7 protein-coding genes are annotated in these 17226 nt (G+C 69.2%); 2 read left to right on the top strand and 5 right to left on the bottom strand.

Features of this window, described 5'->3' with window-relative positions:
- Positions 1–28 precede the first annotated feature (28 nt).
- Positions 29–4528 carry a PKD domain-containing protein gene (locus tag IPL89_18620; GenBank protein MBK9065165.1) on the bottom strand — a complete coding sequence of 1500 codons (4500 nt, stop codon included), beginning with the start codon at positions 4526–4528 and terminating at the stop codon, positions 29–31.
- A gap of 376 nt (positions 4529–4904) precedes the next feature.
- Between IPL89_18620 and IPL89_18615 the strand changes: the two genes are divergently transcribed.
- Positions 4905–9122: a hypothetical protein gene (locus IPL89_18615; GenBank protein MBK9065164.1), complete on the top strand. Its 4218-nt coding sequence runs from the start codon at positions 4905–4907 to the stop codon at positions 9120–9122.
- Between the two features lie 33 nt (positions 9123–9155).
- Here the strand turns inward: IPL89_18615 and uvrB are convergent, their stop codons facing one another.
- Both uvrB and IPL89_18605 read right to left on the bottom strand, forming a co-directional pair.
- Positions 9156–11138 (bottom strand): excinuclease ABC subunit UvrB, encoded by a 1983-nt coding sequence (gene uvrB, locus IPL89_18610; GenBank protein MBK9065163.1) that lies wholly within the window; start codon positions 11136–11138, stop codon positions 9156–9158.
- A 4-nt stretch (positions 11139–11142) separates the two neighbouring features.
- Entirely contained in the window at positions 11143–11607 is a 465-nt protein-coding gene (locus IPL89_18605) for a hypothetical protein (GenBank protein MBK9065162.1), read from the bottom strand.
- A gap of 55 nt (positions 11608–11662) precedes the next feature.
- On the opposite strand from IPL89_18605, the gene IPL89_18600 reads away from it, so the two are divergent.
- Positions 11663–14080: a PBP1A family penicillin-binding protein gene (locus IPL89_18600; GenBank protein MBK9065161.1), complete on the top strand. Its 2418-nt coding sequence runs from the start codon at positions 11663–11665 to the stop codon at positions 14078–14080.
- Between the two features lie 3 nt (positions 14081–14083).
- On the opposite strand, the gene IPL89_18595 is transcribed toward IPL89_18600, so the two are convergent.
- Positions 14084–16666: a protein kinase gene (locus IPL89_18595; GenBank protein MBK9065160.1), complete on the bottom strand. Its 2583-nt coding sequence runs from the start codon at positions 16664–16666 to the stop codon at positions 14084–14086.
- A 94-nt stretch (positions 16667–16760) separates the two neighbouring features.
- Positions 16761–17210 (bottom strand): 50S ribosomal protein L9, encoded by a 450-nt coding sequence (locus IPL89_18590; protein ID MBK9065159.1) that lies wholly within the window; start codon positions 17208–17210, stop codon positions 16761–16763.
- Positions 17211–17226 lie beyond the last annotated feature (16 nt).

Here is a 17226-nt window from a genome sequence, read left to right as displayed (position 1 = left end):
CGTCAAGTCCGAGCGTCGCCGTCGCGCCTCAGAGTTTCGTGAGACGCACGTACATGGGCCATTCGATCGTCCCGCCGCAAACGTTCTGGCAGTCTCCGGCGATACATGGGGTGACCATCCACCCCGTGTCCCAAGCGGTCAGCGTCGCGCTGAACGTGACTATCCAACGGAGAGCCCCCGATGAGGTAACAGTCAGCGTGACGGTTCCCTGGACTTGTCCGCTGCCGGCGTTGTAAGTCCCCGCGATCAGGCCGGTGTAGCCGCTGGGGGAGAGGAAGGTCCCCGAGAAGGTGCCGTTCGCTTCCGTCAGGGTGACCGTGAGGTCCATCAGGTGCGGCGGCGGAGACGTCGGGTAGCAGTCGTGCTGGTAGTGCCACGCGCCCGAGAACCCGCCCGGTGATCCGGTGGGGGTTCGCGTTGGAGTCGGACTCGGGGTGCCCGTCCGGGTCGCGGTGGGCGTAGCCGTCGCCGTCGTGGTTCTGGTCGTCGTCGGCGTCCGAGTGGGCGTCTGGGTCGGTGTCAGCGTGCTGCCGGGCGTCGGAGTCCAAGTCGGCGTCAGTGTCGGATTCGGTGTCGGTGTCGGTGTTGGGGTCTGCGCGGGAGGTCGCAGCAGCGTGATGAACGACCAGGTGCCGCTCGACGACGGCGTTTCGCCTAGTTCGTTTCTGGCGGTGACCCGCCATCTGTATTCGCCACTCTCGTTCACCGAGAAGACAAATTGCGTTCCACTTTCAAAGACGGAATAGTGCTCCCCCCCTCTGTCGACTTCGACCAGGTAAAGGGTCGCACCCTGCGAGACCTGCCAACGGAGCGGCACAAAAGCGTAATCCTCGTCGGTCGGTTCGAGCATCAGCACGGTACCGTTCGCGGGCGCCAGAAGCGAGAACGGGCCGGGCACCGTCGCGCAATGCGCAACGAAGAAGGCGTTTGATACGTCGGGTGGGACCGTCACGGTTCTCGACGCGGGGGCGAACGTGCACCCAGGCTTGTCCGGCCACACCTCATAGATGCCGGCGGGAACCTCGCTGAAAGCGTAGGCCCCCCCCTCGAATGTCGAGGCGAAGTCGCGCACGGTAACTCTGACGCCCGACGCGAACGGCTTCCCAGGCTCGTCGGAGTAGAGCAACCCGGCAATCTGGTAACGCACCTTCACGTTCAGGGGAATGTCGCCGAGACTCATGGTCCCGCCGCTCTCACACGCCGTGAACGTCGACATCACGCGGGCGTCCCCGCCGATCGAGACGACGAGTCCGTGCGTGGTGCTCGAAAACGCCATCAACGCGAAGCGACCGTCATTCCCGGAACTGATTATTTCGCTTTGAAAACCGCGGCCCGACCCCGTCAGCCAGAGCACCACGGATCCGAGTGGGTTGCCGTCCCGGTCCACCAGCCGTCCAGTGACTTCGCAACGGCCACCCGGCACGGCCCAGCTGATCGTGCTCAGGTGCGTCACGGACGCCTCGTACGTGTCGCCCACACGGGTTCCGGTTCCCTGCTCGTGCCACCGGGCATCGGCAGGGTCGAACCACCAGAGCGGAATCGTAGTGGGCGCGGTCGCGCGCAGCCCCGCCGGGATCGGAATGCGCAGGCCCGCCGTCTTCCCGGGCGCCAGCCGGAGCGTCTGGCTGCCGTCGGTCATGCCGACGTCGACCGCCCCGAACGTCTGTACCGGCACCCGCGCGCCGGCCGCCGTCACCCCGGTCGTGTCGCCGGGCAGCGCCGACAGTTCCGCCCCGATCGTCGGATCGAGCGTGAGGACGCTGACCGTCGCGCTGCCGGTAAACGCAGAGCCGTCCGGGCGCACCAGCCCGTTCGCCGGAATCGTCACGCGGCCGCCGTCCGGCGCGCTGACCGCGCCCCCGGCCGCGCCCGATACCGACCCCGTCGCCTCGGGCACGGCCATGGTCAGCGACATCGTGGAGACCGCGCCCCGGCTCACCGTCGTGAGCTCGGTCGCGCCCACGCAGCCGTTCTTCACGCCCGTGACCGCGACGCGCTGACCGGCCTTCACCCCCGTGAGCGTGAATCCGCCGACTCCATCCGTCACGGCGGTCCTTCCGCCCGCGGCGACCGTCGCGCCGGTCACGGGCGCTCCGGAGAGGCTCACGACCGTCCCCGTGATCGTGCCCGCTCCCACGATCTTCATGGGCACGCCCGTCGGATCGTTCGTCGCGTTGTCGATGACGGAGGCGAGGGCGATCACTCCCTCTCCGGACGTGACGGTGACCTTTGCGTAGCCAGCCGCCATGGCGGATTGCCCGCCTCTCGCCTGAAACGGACGGTTGTCCTGCTTCCACTCCCCGGGCCCCAGGTTCACCGCGTACTCGGCGAGCTTGCTGCCGCTCGCGAACAGCTCGACCGTCGCGGACGCCGGGATCGTCCCGGCGTTCGTGAGCGCGATGTTCGTGCGGTAGGAATCGTTCTCGATCAGTTGCGGCAGCACGAACACCTCACCGGTGGCCGCTCCCCCCGAGGGCATGGAGGCGACGGTGTCCTGGCCCACCGTCCCCGCCGTGCCGAGGTTGTACGTACGGGAGGAGACGACGACCGGCTGGTCCGCCGAGATCTCGAGCGCCGCCGAGCCGGTGAACGAAAAGCGGTTCGCCACGTCCGCCACGATTGCCTGGGCGCGAGCGCCGACGATCTCGTCCGCAAACAGGATTCCGCTGCCCGTGTGCAGGCGCATGGTCACGGTGGCCAAAGAATCGCCGAGGTTGAGAAGGCCGACGTCGGTTCGCCACTGACTGCCCTGGGCCCCGGCCGCGTGCGAGATCACGGGCAGCCACTGGATGAGGTTCCCGGACGGCGGCGCGGCTTTCATTGGCACGTTCGTCGGGTCGTTCGTGACGTTGTCGATCACCGAGGCGGACGCAAGAATCCCGGAGCCCGAGAGCACGCTCACCCGCGCGAAGCCGCGCCCGAGGTCGCTCTGCCCCGCCCGCGCCTGGAACGGGCGGTTCTCCTGCTTCCACTCCCCGGGCGCCAGGGCGACCTGGTAATCGGCCAGCTTGGTCCCCGAGCCGTTGAGCAGCTCCACGAGCGCCGACGCCGGGATCTCGCCTGTGTTCGTGAGAGAGATGTTCGTCCGATAGGACGCGCTCTCCGTGAGCTGCGGCAGGTACATCACCTGCCCGGCGAACGCTCCGGCCCCCTCCTCGATGCCCACGGTGTCCTGACCGAACGTGCCACCCGGGGCCTGGTTGTAGGTCCGGGACGTGACGAAGAGCGGCTGGTCGGAGCGGATTTCCAGCGGGCACGAGCCCGTCCAGCCGAGCTGGCCCACAACGTCCGGGAAGATTCCCTGGGAGCCCGCCGCCACCGAGGCCGTTCCCTGGACCGGATTCCCGGGCACGTGCAGCACGGTCACGACGTTCGCCGCCGCGGTTCCGAGGTTGAGCAGGCCGAGGTCGGTCCGCCATTGGCTACCCTGCGCCCCGGGTGCGTGACTCGCGACCGGCAGCCAGTAGACCGTGGCGGCGGAATTCGAAGCCTGCGGCGGGCCGGCGATCGAGATCGTGCCGCTCTTCGTGCAGGTGACACCCGCGACGCTGGCCGTCAGCGTCCACGGGTAGGCGCCCGCGCTCGCGTACGTGTGCGACGGGCTCTGGCCGGAGGAGGTCGCGCCGTCGCCGAACGTCCACGCGAATGCCGGCGCACCGGCACAGTTCGTGGGAGTCGCCGACGCCGCGAACGCAACCGGAAGGCCCGAGGTCCCGGTGGCCGGAACGGTGGCCGTGCAGCCGAGCGAACACGCGGCCCCGCCCGTCGTCTTGCGGAGGACGACGTTGTCGAGGTACGCGCCCTCCCGCAGATGCGTGGCGGCGTCCGAGTTGAAGATGAACGCGAGGTACACGGTGCGCGATCCGACTGCGCCGATGAGGTCGAAGCTGCTGATCTTCTTCGTGACGTGCGCCCACTGGCCGTTCGTGTTGCCGAAGTAGACGCCCTGCTGGCGCTCGTTGGTCGCGAAGTCGTCGGTCGACGCGTACAGGGTGATCAGGTCGGGAGGGGGTGACGCCGCCGAGGGCTCGCAGTCGTTCCACAGGTCGAACTCGATCGTCGCGTCCGATGCGTCGGAGAGGTCGAACGGCCCGTAGTAGAGCCAGGCGCCCATGTTCGGGGCATAGCTCCCTCCCGCCGGCCGCGGCGACGTCCCGCCGCCCGCGCACCACGCCGAGGCGCTGCCGCCCGCCTTACGGTAAGTCGAGCGGCCCCACACGGTCGCTCCGTTCGAGCCTCCGGTGTAGAAGAGCTGCCATCCCCCGGGGAACGCACCCTCGAAGTCGTCCGAGAAGACGGTGACGTCGGCGAGTGCCTGGGCGGCCCTCGACGCGGCCGGTGGCAGTTCCTGCAGGAGCGGGACCGCCGGACCGGAGCGCGGAGCTTCAGGCGCGGCAAGGGCCCTCGGTCTCGGGCTCGCGGCGGGGCCGCGGAAATCCGGGGCCAGAAGGCGCATGCCGAGCCCGCAGCTGGCCATGGCAAGGACGAGAATGAAAGGCAGCCGGTTGCGAAGCTGCAACTCGGTCATGGCGGCCCTCCTCGGGGCGCACCTCTTCCGTCGATGCACCTTTCAAAGGTGTGGGGCCCGGCCGCCGCTTTCGCAAGGGCTCAGAACAGCTTCATCTGACGCCACTCACCATCTTCATTCCCGCCGGACGGACGGCCTCTTCGGCGCCCCTGCTGATCCACGCGGGCGACGGCGAGCCCCTGCCCGAGCTCTCGAGCCTCGCCGAAGCCGCGAAGCTCGAAGAAGGCGGCCTCGACGCCGGAGCGGCGAGCCCGGACGGGCCGCGCTTCCCACCATTTCATCGAGGTTTCGACAAATTCCCTGATGCGCCGTGCTCGGCGTTGATCCGATCTTGATTGATTCCCCGCGTATGCTATGTGGGGGCCAATCGCCAATGATGATTGAGACCTCGACGAAGTCCCGCCGGAGAGCTCTCTTCCTGATTCTGACGCTCCTGGCCGCGTGCGCTTTCCAGTCTTCCGCCTTGGCGCAGTACATCCAGCAGGGCCCGAAGCTGGTCGGGACTGGGGCGATAGATCTGCCCGACGGCGCGCAGCAGGGCCAGGCCGTCGCCCTTTCCGCCGATGGAAACACCGCCCTCGTCGGTGGCGGCTGGGACAACAACATCCAGGGCGCAGTCTGGATCTGGACCCGGTCGGGCGGCGCGTGGACCCAGCAGGCCAAGCTCGTCGATCCGGCTGTCGGCACTCAACAGGGTTGGTCGGCCGCGCTCTCGGCCGATGGGAACACGGCGCTCGTAGGCTGGGTAATAGACCCGAACGGAGCGGCCTATGGCGCGGCCCAGGTCTGGACCCGCACCGGAAGCCTCTGGACCGAGCAGGGACCCAAGCTCGTGGGTACCGGGATGGTCGGTCGAGCCGCACAGGGATTCTCCGTCGCCCTGTCGGCCGACGGGAACACGGCGATCATCGGCGGGGTCAACGACAACGGGCCGAACGACTTCGCTTTCGAAGGCAACCCGGGCGCGGCGTGGGTCTTTTCGAGGAGCGGCGGCGTCTGGACGCAGCAGGGACCCAAGCTCGTCGGCTCCGGTGCGGCGGGAGCGTCGGCGCAGGGGGCGTCCGTGGCGCTGTCGGCGGACGGAAACACGGCGCTCGTCGGAGGGCCGTACGACGACCCGGTCCCCGGGAGCCCCACCGGACAGATCCATGGTGCGGTGTGGGTCTGGGTCCGGTCCGGCGGCGTCTGGACCCAGGAGGGGCCGAAGCTGACCGGTACGCCCGCATTTTCGACAGGATCGTTCGGCACGGCTGTGGCGCTGTCGGCGGACGGGAACACGGCCCTCGTGGGCGGGCCCGGGACCGATTCGAAGATGGGTGCCGCTTTCGTATTCACCCGCTCCGGCGGCGCCTGGACCCAGCAAGCGCCCCTGCTCCAGGGAGAGGACCACGCGGGGACATCGACCCAGGGGATGTCCGTCTCGCTCTCCTCGGACGGAAACACCGCGATCGTGGGGGGTCAGTCGGACAACAACGGGGTTGGGGCGGCGTGGGTCTTCTACCGCTACGGCGCGTCGTGGAGCCAGCAGGGACCCAAGCTGGTCGGCTCGGGTTCGATCGGAATCCCCATCCAGGGCTGGCGTGTGGCGATCTCGGGGGACGCCCTGACGGCGTTCGTAGGCGGTCCATGGGACGACCCTCCGGGAGACCCACACCACTCGGGCAAGGGGGCCGCTTGGGCCTACGTCGCGACGGCGCCGGCCGTGACGACGCAGCCACAGAACCAAGGCGCGTGCTCCGGAGGCCCGGTCACGTTCTCGGCTGTCGGCGCGAGCTGGCGGGCGATGACCGCGCAATGGCAGGTCAGCACGGACGGCGGACTATCGTTCACCGACATCGCGCTGCCCGTCTCGGGTTCATCCGTCACGCTGAGCCTGCCCGCGTCGACTTCCGTGAACGGCAACCAGTACCGCGTCGTCTTCACGAGCTCCCTCGGCTCGACGACCTCGAATCCAGCCACGCTGTCCGTCGCCACGGCGCCCACGGTGACGACGAACCCGGCCAGCCAGTCCATCGCCACGGGGGCGACGGTTACGTTCACGGCCGCGGCGACCAGCACGCCGGCCCCAACGGCCCGGTGGTACGTGAGCACCGACGGCGGGGCCAGCTACGAGGCCATCGCAGGGGCGACCTCGACGACCCTGGCCTTCCCGGTCTCGACGGCGATGAACGGCAATCGGTATTTTGCCGCCTTCACGTCTGCCTGCTCGACGGCAGCCACGACCGCCGCCCTCCTGACGGTGACGGCCGCGCCGGCTGCGCCCGACATCACCCAGCAGCCTTCAAGCGTTGAGGTTTGCGCTGGTCAGGCCGCCCAAGGGGCGTTGACGCAGTTCCTGCAGCAAGGCGGGAGACTCATCGGATCCGGATCCTCCGGCGGCCCGTCGCAGGGGTGGGCGGTCGCCCTCTCGGCCGACGGGAGCACGGCGCTCGTGGGTGGCAACCAGGACGGCTATGGAGCCGGAGCCGTCTGGGTCTTCACGCGCAGCGGCGACTCCTGGACGCAGCAGGGGCCGAAGCTCGTCGCCAGCGGGCCGGCGTCCAACCAGGGCGCCTCGGTCGCTCTCTCGGCGGACGGCAACACCGCGCTGATCGGGAGTTTCGGGCTCGCCGCCTGGGTTTGGACCCGCAGCGGAGGGGTCTGGACGCAACAGGGGCCGCCGCTCACCGGCGCGGGGATGGGCCCGAACAACCCCGTCTTCGGAAGGGCGGTTGCCCTCTCGGCCGACGGGAATACCGCGGCCGTCGGCGGAGGCTGGGGCGGCGGCTGGAATGGAGCGGTGTGGATGTTCACGCGCAGCGGCGGGGTCTGGAGCCCGCAGGGCCCGCTCCTCAGGGGAACCGACGCGGTCGGGCTGGACGCTCAGGGGACTTCCGTGGCGCTGTCGGCTGACGGCAACACTCTGGTCGAAGGTGGCTACTACGACAACGACGGCGTCGGGGCGGCCTGGGTCTTCACGCGCTCCGGCGGGATATGGGCCCAGCAGGGATTGAAGCTCGTCGGGAGCGGTTCCTGGGGTGCCTCGCTCTCGGGAAACCAGGGAGTCCGCGTCGCCCTCTCCTCAGACGGGAATACCGCACTCGTCGGGGCGTGGAACGAGGCCCCCCCCGGTGGGGCGTGGATCTGGACGCGCAGTGGAGGCGTCTGGACGCAGCAGGGGCCAAAGCTCGTCGGCACGGGAGCGGTCGGCAATGCGCACATCGGCATGTCCGTGGCGCTGTCGGGGGACGGGAACGTCGCACTCCTCGGCGGCTTCACTGACAACGGAAGCAATGGGGCGGTCTGGGTGTTCCGCCGCAGCCTCGGCGTCTGGACCCAGCAGGGATCGAAGCTCGTCGGAACGGGTTCGGAGATCCCCGAGTTCTTCACTCCCCAGCAAGGGACATCCGTCGCCCTTTCGACGGATGGAACGACGGCGATCGTCGGCGGCCCCGGCTCGTTCGATCTCGTGCACGGGGGGACCGGCGCGGCCTGGGTCTTCGCGACGAACCAGGTGTCGTTCAGCGCAGCCGCCGACGGCTTTCCCGTACCGACGGTCCAGTGGCAGGTCAGCACGAACGGCGGGGCGACGTTCACCGACATCCCCGGGGCCACTTCGGGCGGGCTCAACGTGACTCCGGCCCCCGCTGTGAACGGCAACCGGTACCGCGCCGTCTTCACGAACGCGTCGGGGACGCGGACCTCGAATGCCGCGACGTTCACGGTAGATTCGTCACCGGCGGTGACCGCGCAGCCGGCCGACCAGATCCTGCCCGTCGGTCAGACCGCGACCTTCGCGGCGGCGGCGTCCGGACAGCCGACACCGACGCTCCAGTGGCAGGTGAGCCGAAACGGCGGCCCCTTCGGCAACGTCTCCGGCGCGACCTCCAGCCCGTTGATCGTCCCGGTCACCTCGTCACATCTCGGCGACAGATACCGGGCAGCGTTCACGAACTCCTGCGGGACGACCGTGAGCGGAGAGGCCCTGCTGTCGACCCAGGACGTCCTGCCCCCCTACCAGCTCTTCACGGCCGCCACGCCTTCCGCAGGCGGGGCCGTCTCGCCCCCGTCCGGCGGCGTTCACGACCCCGGCGCGATCGTCAGCCTCCAGGCGAATCCGAATCCCGGATTCGCCTTCACCGGATGGACCGGTCCGGTCGCTTCCCAGACCTCCGCCTCGACGACGGTGACGGTGAACGGACCGACGACCGTGACGGCCACGTTCGCTCCCGTTGGTTCGGCGGGCCTCTTCTATCCGTTGCCGCCCTGCCGAGTCCTCGACACGCGGAACCAGGCCGGACCGCTGGGTGCGCCGCCCTTGCAGCCGAATGCGACGCGGTCGTTCGACGTGGCCGGCGTCTGCGGCATCCCAGCCGATGCGGTCGCGATCTCGGCGAACCTGACCGTCACGACCGTCGGAGCCCCGGGCGAGCTCGTCGTCTTCCCCGCGGACGTCTCGCGGCCGAACACGAGCTCGATCAGCTTCCGGGCGGGTCGCACACGGGCGAACAATGCGATCGTCGCCCTCGCGAACGCGAGCACGACGTTCTCGGTCTTCAACAACTCCGCCGCCACCGTCGACTTCATCGTCGACGTGAACGGATTCTTCCGGTAGGGGGTGCGTCGCGGCGCTCGGCGACGCGACACCTCAGAACAGCTTCATCGCCCTAAGCTCGCGGATCCGGTCGCGGAGCTGCGCGGCCTTCTCGAACTCGAGCTCCTTGGCCGCGACCTTCATCTCCTTCTCGAGTTCGGAGATCTCGCGGTCGAGGGAGGGCAGGTCCTTCGCCTTCGGGCGGCGCTCGACGCCGCTGGGCTCGAGGTAGTCGAGGTCCGCCATCTGGAGGAGCGGCGAGTCGAGCGCCTTCACGATCGACTCGGGCACGATCCCGTGCTCGGTGTTCCAGTCACCCTGGATCTTCCGCCGGCGCTCGGTCTCGCTCATCGCGCGCCTCATGGAATCCGTGATCCTGTCCGCGTAGAACACGGCGATCCCGTTGACGTTGCGCGCGGCGCGGCCGGCCGTCTGGATGAGCGACGTCTCGGACCGCAGGAAGCCTTCCTTGTCGGCGTCGAGGACGGCCACGAGCGAGACCTCCGGCAGGTCGAGCCCCTCGCGCAGGAGGTTGACGCCCACGAGGACGTCGAACACGCCGCGGCGGAAATCGCCCACGATCTGGACGCGCTCGAGCGTCTCGACGTCGCTGTGGAGGTACCGCACGCGAATTCCGAGCTCGAGGAAGTAGTTCGTCAGGTCCTCGGCCATGCGCTTCGTGAGCGTGGTGACGAGCGTGCGCTCGTTCTTCGCGGTCCGCTCCTTGACGCTCGAGAGCAGATCATCGACCTGCCCTTTCACCGGCCGCACGAAGATCGGCGGGTCGAGGAGGCCCGTGGGGCGGAGAACCTGCTCGACGACCTCGCCGCCGGTCTCCTCGAGCTCGTAAGGCGCGGGCGTCGCCGAGACGAATAGCCGCTGGCCGGTCCGCTCCAGCCACTCCTCGAACTGGAGCGGCCGGTTGTCGAGCGCGGACGGCAGGCGGAAGCCGTACTCGACGAGCGTCTCCTTGCGCGACTGGTCGCCGTGGTACATGGCGCGCACCTGCGGGATCGTCTGGTGGCTCTCGTCGACGATCAGCAGGTAGTCGGACGGGAAGTAGTCGAGGAGCGTCGGCGGCGGCTCGCCCGGCTTACGGCCCGACAGGTGGCGCGAGTAGTTCTCGATCCCGGCGCAGTAGCCGATCTCGCGCATCATCTCGAGGTCGAAGCGCGTCCGCTGCTCGAGACGCTGGGCCTCGAGGAGCTTGTTCTGCTCCTTCAGCTCCTCGAGCCGCACGACGAGCTCGGCCTCGATGGACCCGAGCGCGCGCTTGCGGACCTCCTCGGGAGTGACGTAGTGCGACTTCGGGAAGAGCTCGAAGCGCGGGATCTCCCCGACGTTCCGGCCCGTCACGGTCTCGAAGCGCGTGATCCGCTCGATCTCGTCGCCGAAGAACTCGACCCTCAGGCCCAGCTCCTCGTACGACGGGACCACGTCCAGCACGTCCCCGCGCACGCGGAACGTGCCGCGCGAGAGGTCCATGTTCGTGCGCTCGTACTGGGCCTCGACGAGGCGCTTCAAGTACCACGTCATCCCGTACCGGGCGCCCTTCTCGATCTCGATCGCCATCTTCCCGAACGACTCGGGGCTGCCGAGGCCGTAGATGCACGAGACCGACGCCACGATGAGGACGTCGCGCCGCTCGAAGAGCGCGGCGGTCGCCGCGATCCGGAGCTTGTCGATCTCCTCGTTGATGTCCGTCTCTTTCTCGATGTACGTGTCGGACTGCGGGACGTACGCCTCGGGCTGGTAGTAGTCGTAGTACGAGACGAAGTACTCGACGCGGTTCTTCGGAAAGAAGGACCGGAACTCCTGGTAGAGCTGCGCCGCGAGCGTCTTGTTGTGCGAGAGCACGAGCGTCGGGCGGTTCAGTGCCTCGACGACCTTCGCCATCGTGAACGTCTTGCCCGAGCCCGTGACGCCGAGGAGGACCTGCTTCTCCCGCCCCTCGCGGTAGCCCGCGACGAGCTGCTCGATCGCGCGCGGCTGGTCGCCCTGCGGCGTCAGCGGGGAGAGGACCTGGAAATCCGTCACGAGCCTATTTCGCCGGGGCGGGGGGCGGCGCCGCGCCGGACGTCTCGAGCCAGGCGGTCAGCGAGCGCATCTCGTCGGCCGTCACGCGGCCGTCCGCGAGGGCGCCCGTCACCTGCGACTGCCACGCCTGCACGACGGCGGGCGGCGCCGTGCCGGCCTTCGCGCGCTCGGCGAACGCGGTGAGCGCCGCCCGGAAGCGCTCTTTCTCCACGGGCGACACCTCGGGCCCCGCGGCGACGACGACCTGATCGCCGATCTTTTCGAAGGCGAGACCCATCAGCTTCTTCGCGTTCGAGAGGACGAAGAGCATCCCGACGATCAGGAGAACGGAGGCTCCGGCGCAGCCGACGAGGCCCCACTTCAGGCAGCCGTCGCGGCGGGCGCGGCCGGCCTCGTCCTCGAACGGCAGCGTCGTGGGGAGCTTCGGAATCTGCGGCGCGGGCACGGGCGGCGGTGAGGTCTCGGTCATGCGTCCTCCGCAAAGCACGAAAGTACCACGCGTTTTGCGCGTGCGAGAATGGGCCGTGAGCGCACGCCGCGTCGCGGCCCTCGCCGTCCTTCTCGTCCCCGTCCTGCTCGTGGCGGGCCTCGGTGTCGCCGCCGGGTACGGCCTGTCGCGGGCGATCCGGATTCCGAAGGTTTCCACGCTCGCGACGTACCGGCCCGACATCGTCACGGAGATCCGGGGCGCCGACGGCTCGACGATCGCGCGGTTCGCGATCGAGCGCCGCGTCCTGATAGACCGCAAGGACATTCCCGACGTCATGGTCAAGGCGCTCCTCGCGGCCGAGGACGCGCGCTTCTACGACCACAGCGGCATCGACCTCGTGCGGATCGGCGGCGCCCTCGTGAAGGACATCGCGACGCGCCGCATGTCGCAGGGCGCCTCGACGCTGACCCAGCAGCTCGCGCGCGCGGTCTTCCTCTCGCCCGAGAAGACGATCGCCCGTAAGGTGAACGAGGCGTTCCTGACCGTCGAGATCGAACGCCAGTTCTCGAAGGACCAGATCCTGACGATGTACCTGAACCAGATCCAGTTCGGGCACGGCAACTACGGCGTCGAGGCCGCGTCGCGCTGGTACTTCGGCCACACGGCGAAAGCCCTCGCGCTGCCCGAGGCCGCGCTCCTCGCCGGGATCATCCAGCGCCCCGCGTACTACTCCCCCGTGCGAAACGCGGCGGCGGCGAAGAATCGCCGCGACTTCGTCCTGCGACGAATGCGCGAGGAGGGGTACATCTCGGAAGATCAGCGTGCCGCGGCCGCGGCGACGCCGATCGAAGTCTCCAAGGGAACGCGGGAGTCCACGGTGGGGCCGTACTTCTGCGAGGAGATCCGGCAGTACCTCGAGAAGCAGTACGGGGAAACCGAGCTTTACCGGGAGGGCCTGCGCGTCGACTCGACGCTCGACCCGCGCCTCCAGCGGTTCGCCGAGGACGCGCTGCGCTGGGGCCTCCGGCGCCAGGACCGGCGATCCGGCTTCCGCAAACCCCGCAACCTCGTCGCCGAGGGCCTCGACCCCGAGACATTCAAGGACCCGTCGTGGTTCGACGGGACGTCGGGCTCCTCGCCCGACGTGCTCACGGCGGTCGTGCTGACGACGTCGAAGACGGGCGTCGAAGTGCGCGTCGGCGACAGGAGATTCGCGCTGCCGGCCGCGGCCTTCAAGTGGACCCGTGCCGAGAATCCGGCGAAGGCCGTCGCGCGCGGCGACGTCATCCAGATCGAGACCCTGACGAACGAGGCGGGCAAGTCCGAGGCGATCGTCGCGCAGGACCCGAACGTCGAGGGCGCCGCGGTCATCCTCGAGAACGCCACGGGCGCCGTCCGCGCGCTCGTCGGGGGCTACGACTTCAACCGTTCGAAATTCGACCGCGCCGTCCAGGCGCTGCGGCAGGTCGGGTCGGCGTTCAAGCCCGTCGTCTTCCTGACCGCGATCGAACAGGGATTCACGCCGGCGGACACGGTCCTCGACGCGCCGATCTCGATCACGATCGACCCGAAGCAGGAGCCCTGGCAGCCGCAGAACTTCGAGAAGAAGTACAACGGAATCATCACGTACCAGTACGCCCTCGAGCACTCGGTCAACCTCGCGACCGTGCGGGTCGATTTGCTCGTCGGCACGAAGACGGTCGTCGAGACGGCGCGCCGCCTCGGGATCCGGCAGAACCTCCTGGCCTACCCGTCGCTCGCCCTCGGCGCGTTCGAGGTCACGCCGCTCGAGATGGCGGCGGCGTACGCATCGGTCGCCGCCGGCGGACTCGTCTACAAGCCCGCATTCATCGAGAAGATCCGCAACGCGGACGGGATCACGCTCGAACAGTGGTCGCCCGAGCCGAAGGAGGCGACGTCGCCCGCCTCGGCCTACGTGCTTCTCGGGATGATGCGCGGCGTCGTGCAGCGGGGAACGGCCGCGTCCGCCGCGAAGCTCGGGCTGAACCTGGCGGGAAAGACGGGCACCACGAACGAGTACTCCGACGCGTGGTTCATCGGGATGACGCCGAAGCACACGATCGCCGTCTGGATCGGCCACGACACGCGAAGATCGCTCGCGGGCGGCTCGCACGCGCAGGGCGCCGAGGTCGCGCTCCCGGTCTTCACGAAGATCGTCGAGCGGATGAAGGCCGAAGGGATCGTGACGGCGGCGGACGACTTCGAGGCGCCGCAGGGCGTCGTCCTCGTGCCCGTGGACGAGGCGACCGGCTACCGCGCCGCCCCCGGCTGCACGAAGACGGTTCTCATGGCGTTCGTGAACGGCACGCAGCCGACCGAGATGTGCGGCGACCAGCCGCATGCCGTCGCGAATCTCCCGCAGTACCTCCAGCGCGCGATCTACGCGCCGAAGCGCGGCGAGACGAAGGGCGACGAGGTCACGCTCACGGACGCCCCGAAGCTCGCGGCCCCTCTCCCGAAGCCGGGCAAAGACGGCGGACCACCGGGCTGAGGCCTACTTCAGCCCTTCGACGACGTAGAGATCCGACGTCAGGACGCGCCGGTACGAGTAAGCGTACGCGGCGCCATCCGCCGGGAATACGACCTGGGACAGGAGCGAGACACTCGAGGTGTCGGGCGGCGAGAGCGCCTTCCAGGGCTTGCGCGCGAGCGTGGTCACGTCGAGCGTATAGATCTCTCGGCCCTGGCCCGGGTTGCGGCGGGCGTAAAGAGCCCGTCCGTCGGGTGTCCATCCCAGAGGATCGTCGTACTCGGTTCCGGGGAGCATTCGGATGGCGCCCCCGTCGATCGTCATGACGGACAGGACGGACGTCTCGGCGGCCCACGCGACGACCGAGCGCCCGTCGGGTGACATGAGGTCGGCGTTGCCCTGCGTGCCCTCCGGCGCGATCGCGCGAGGGGACGCGGGCGGATCCACGATCCAGAAGCGGCCGCGCTTGCCCTTCTCGGATCCCTGAATCAGCAGCCGCTTCCCGTCCGGAAAGAACGCCGCGCTCTCGACCTTGGCGATCGGCCCGAGCGCGACGGGCGTCGGCGCGCCGGCGCCGACGGGTGCGAGCGTCAGGCCGTCGCCCGTGCGCAGGAGGACGCGCGCCCCGTCGCGCGAGAGTGCGAGACCTTCCCCGTCCGCGAGACGCACGGCGGGAGAGCCGTCCGTCTTCCGAAAGAACGCCTGCGGCTGGACGCCGACCGACTCGCCGATCTCGTTGAACAGGATCGAGCTCGCCCCGTCCGCAAGCGCACGGACCTCCGAGCCGTCGAACCATCCCTGCTCGGTCTCCGGTCCGCCCGAGGTGCGCCCGAAGATGAGGCCCCTGATGCTTGCCGCGTGTTCGATGAGCATCCGCCCGTCCGGAAACACGTCGTGGACGAAGAGATACCCCGTCGACCGGTACAGCGTGCGGACGCGGCCCGAAAGGTCGACGGCGCGGAGTGCGGCGTCTTGGCGGTCGAGCCCGCCGAAGTACACGATTTCGCGGCCGGTCGCGCTCCACGCGAAGCGGCCGGACGACGCCGACATCGGCCCGGCGAGCGTACGGGCCTTCCCGTCGCGGTCGACGACCCGCATCAGCGTGCCCTTCTCGTCGAGTTCGTGAAACGCGACGAGGGCGCCGTCCGGCGACACGCGCAGCGCCGTAATCCTGTTCGGGGTCTGGTAGAGCACTTTTCCGGCGGGCAGCTCGATGCGCCGGCCCCCCGTGTCCTGGTTCCGGATGACCGCCAGATCCTTGCCGTCCGGCGTCCAGTCCGCATCCGCGATCTCCTCGAGGAGCGGGCGCGGCGCCCCGCCGGAAAGCGGCACCCTTGCGAGCGTTCCCCAGCTCCCCGTGTCCTTCATGCCCTCGTGCGACAGGATCGCGAGCTCGCCGGCGGATGACACCGCCGCGACGGTCGCGTTCGGGAGGCCGAGGGGCCGCGACTCGGGGCCCTCTGTCCTCACGGTGAAGACTTCCGACGAGGCTCCGCCCCACGCCGCCCCGTAAACGATCGTCCGCCCGTCCGGCGCGAAGCGGGCCCTCAGGACGTTTCCGCGCCGGAACGTGAGCCGGTGGAACGTCGGCGGCGCGTCCGGCGGCTTCTTCCACAGCAGCCTTCCCCCGAAAACGCCCGCCCCGAGGCACGCGGCCCCCGCGAAGAGCGCGGCGGCCGAAGGCCGCCGAATCGCGATCCGCGAAACCGTCGCCGCCGTGGTGCTCGACGACGCCGTCGAGAACGACTCGAGGTCGAACGCGAGATCGTGAGCGGAGTGTGCCCGCTCGTCGGGGCTTTTCTCGAGGCAGTGGCGCACGATGCGCTCGAGCGCGGGTGGAATCGTACGGTTCGTGGCGGACAGCTCCGGCGGATCCTCGCGCAGGATCGCGGAGACCGTGTCCGCCGCGGTGTCGCCGCGGAACGCCTTGCGCCCCGAGAGCATCTCGTAGAGGACGGCGCCGAAGCTGAACACGTCGGTCCGGTGGTCGGCGGGAAGGCCGCGCAGCTGCTCCGGCGACATGTAGCCGAGCGTCCCGAGGACGGCGCCCGGCTCGGTCCCCTTCGACTGCGTCGGGAGATTCGTGCTGCCGCTGCCCGTTCCCGGCCCCACGAGCTTCGCGAGGCCGAAGTCGAGGATCTTGACCCGGCCGTCCTTCGTGACGAACAGGTTCTCGGGCTTGAGGTCGCGGTGGACGACGCCCTTTTCGTGCGCGGCCGCGAGGCCGCGAGCGATCTGAGCCGCGTAGTCGACCGCCTTCCGCACGGGCAGCGCGCCGCCGGCGAGGCGCGCGCGCAGCGTCTCGCCCTCGAGCAGCTCCATGACGAGAATGGGCTGCGAGGAGGAAGAAGAAGAGGAAGAGGGGATTTCTTCGAAGGAATAGATGGCGGCGATCCCGGGGTGGTTCAGGCTCGCAAGAAGGCTCGCCTCCCGCTCGAAGCGCGCCCGCCTCTCTTCACCTTCTAAGAAATCTCCCGGCAATATCTTTACCGCGACCTCGCGGTTCAGGCGCGGGTCCCTCGCCCGGTAGACCTCTCCCATCCCTCCCGCGCCGAGCGGGGCGAGGATCTCGTACGGCCCGAGACGGGTTCCAGAAGCGATCGTCATGAGAGCGTGTCTCGATTGTACGGGAGGGGGAGGAGCGGAAAGCAAAAGAGCCGGGCTCGCGCCCGGCTCTTCGGTCTTCGTCCGGAGGTTCGGCCTACTGGGAGAGCGGAAGGACCTCGACGATGACGGCGACCGTCACGTCCTTGTGGATCTTGACGTGCACGGTGTGCGTGCCGAGGCGCTTGATGGGCTCCTCGAGCTCGACGCGCCGCTTGTCGATCGTGACGCCCTTGGCGGCGAGCCCGTCGGCGATGTCCGATGCGGTGACCGAGCCGTAGAGGTGGTCGCCCTCGCCCGCCTTCTTGTGGAGGACGATCTTCGTCCCCTCGACGCCCTTGGCGACGGCCTCGGCCTGTTCCTTTTCCTTCGCGACACGGACGTCGTAGCGCTTCTTCTCCTGCTCGAGGCGCTTGATGTTTCCGGGCGTGGCCGGGTAGGCGAGCGTCTTCGGGAGCAGGAAGTTGCGGCCGTATCCGGCGGCGACGGTCACGACGTCGCCCCGGTGCCCAAGACCCTTAACGTCGTCGGTCAGTACGAGTTTCATCGCGGGACTCCTAAAG

Source organism: Acidobacteriota bacterium, assembly GCA_016716715.1.
GTDB lineage: Bacteria > Acidobacteriota > Thermoanaerobaculia > UBA5066 > UBA5066 > Fen-183.
The sequence above is the reverse complement of the archived record's forward strand: the minus strand, read 5'-3'. Positions and strand labels throughout refer to the sequence as shown.

Bases quoted from the DNA above. Each gene is read 5' to 3' on its own strand.
- IPL89_18595 (MBK9065160.1), bottom strand. From the start codon at position 16,666: ATGACGATCGCTTCTGGAACCCGTCTCGGGCCGTACGAGATCCTCGCC.
- IPL89_18620 (MBK9065165.1), bottom strand. From the start codon at position 4,528: ATGACCGAGTTGCAGCTTCGCAACCGGCTGCCTTTCATTCTCGTCCTT.
- IPL89_18590 (MBK9065159.1), bottom strand. From the start codon at position 17,210: ATGAAACTCGTACTGACCGACGACGTTAAGGGTCTTGGGCACCGGGGC.
- IPL89_18615 (MBK9065164.1), top strand. From the start codon at position 4,905: ATGATTGAGACCTCGACGAAGTCCCGCCGGAGAGCTCTCTTCCTGATT.
- IPL89_18605 (MBK9065162.1), bottom strand. From the start codon at position 11,607: ATGACCGAGACCTCACCGCCGCCCGTGCCCGCGCCGCAGATTCCGAAG.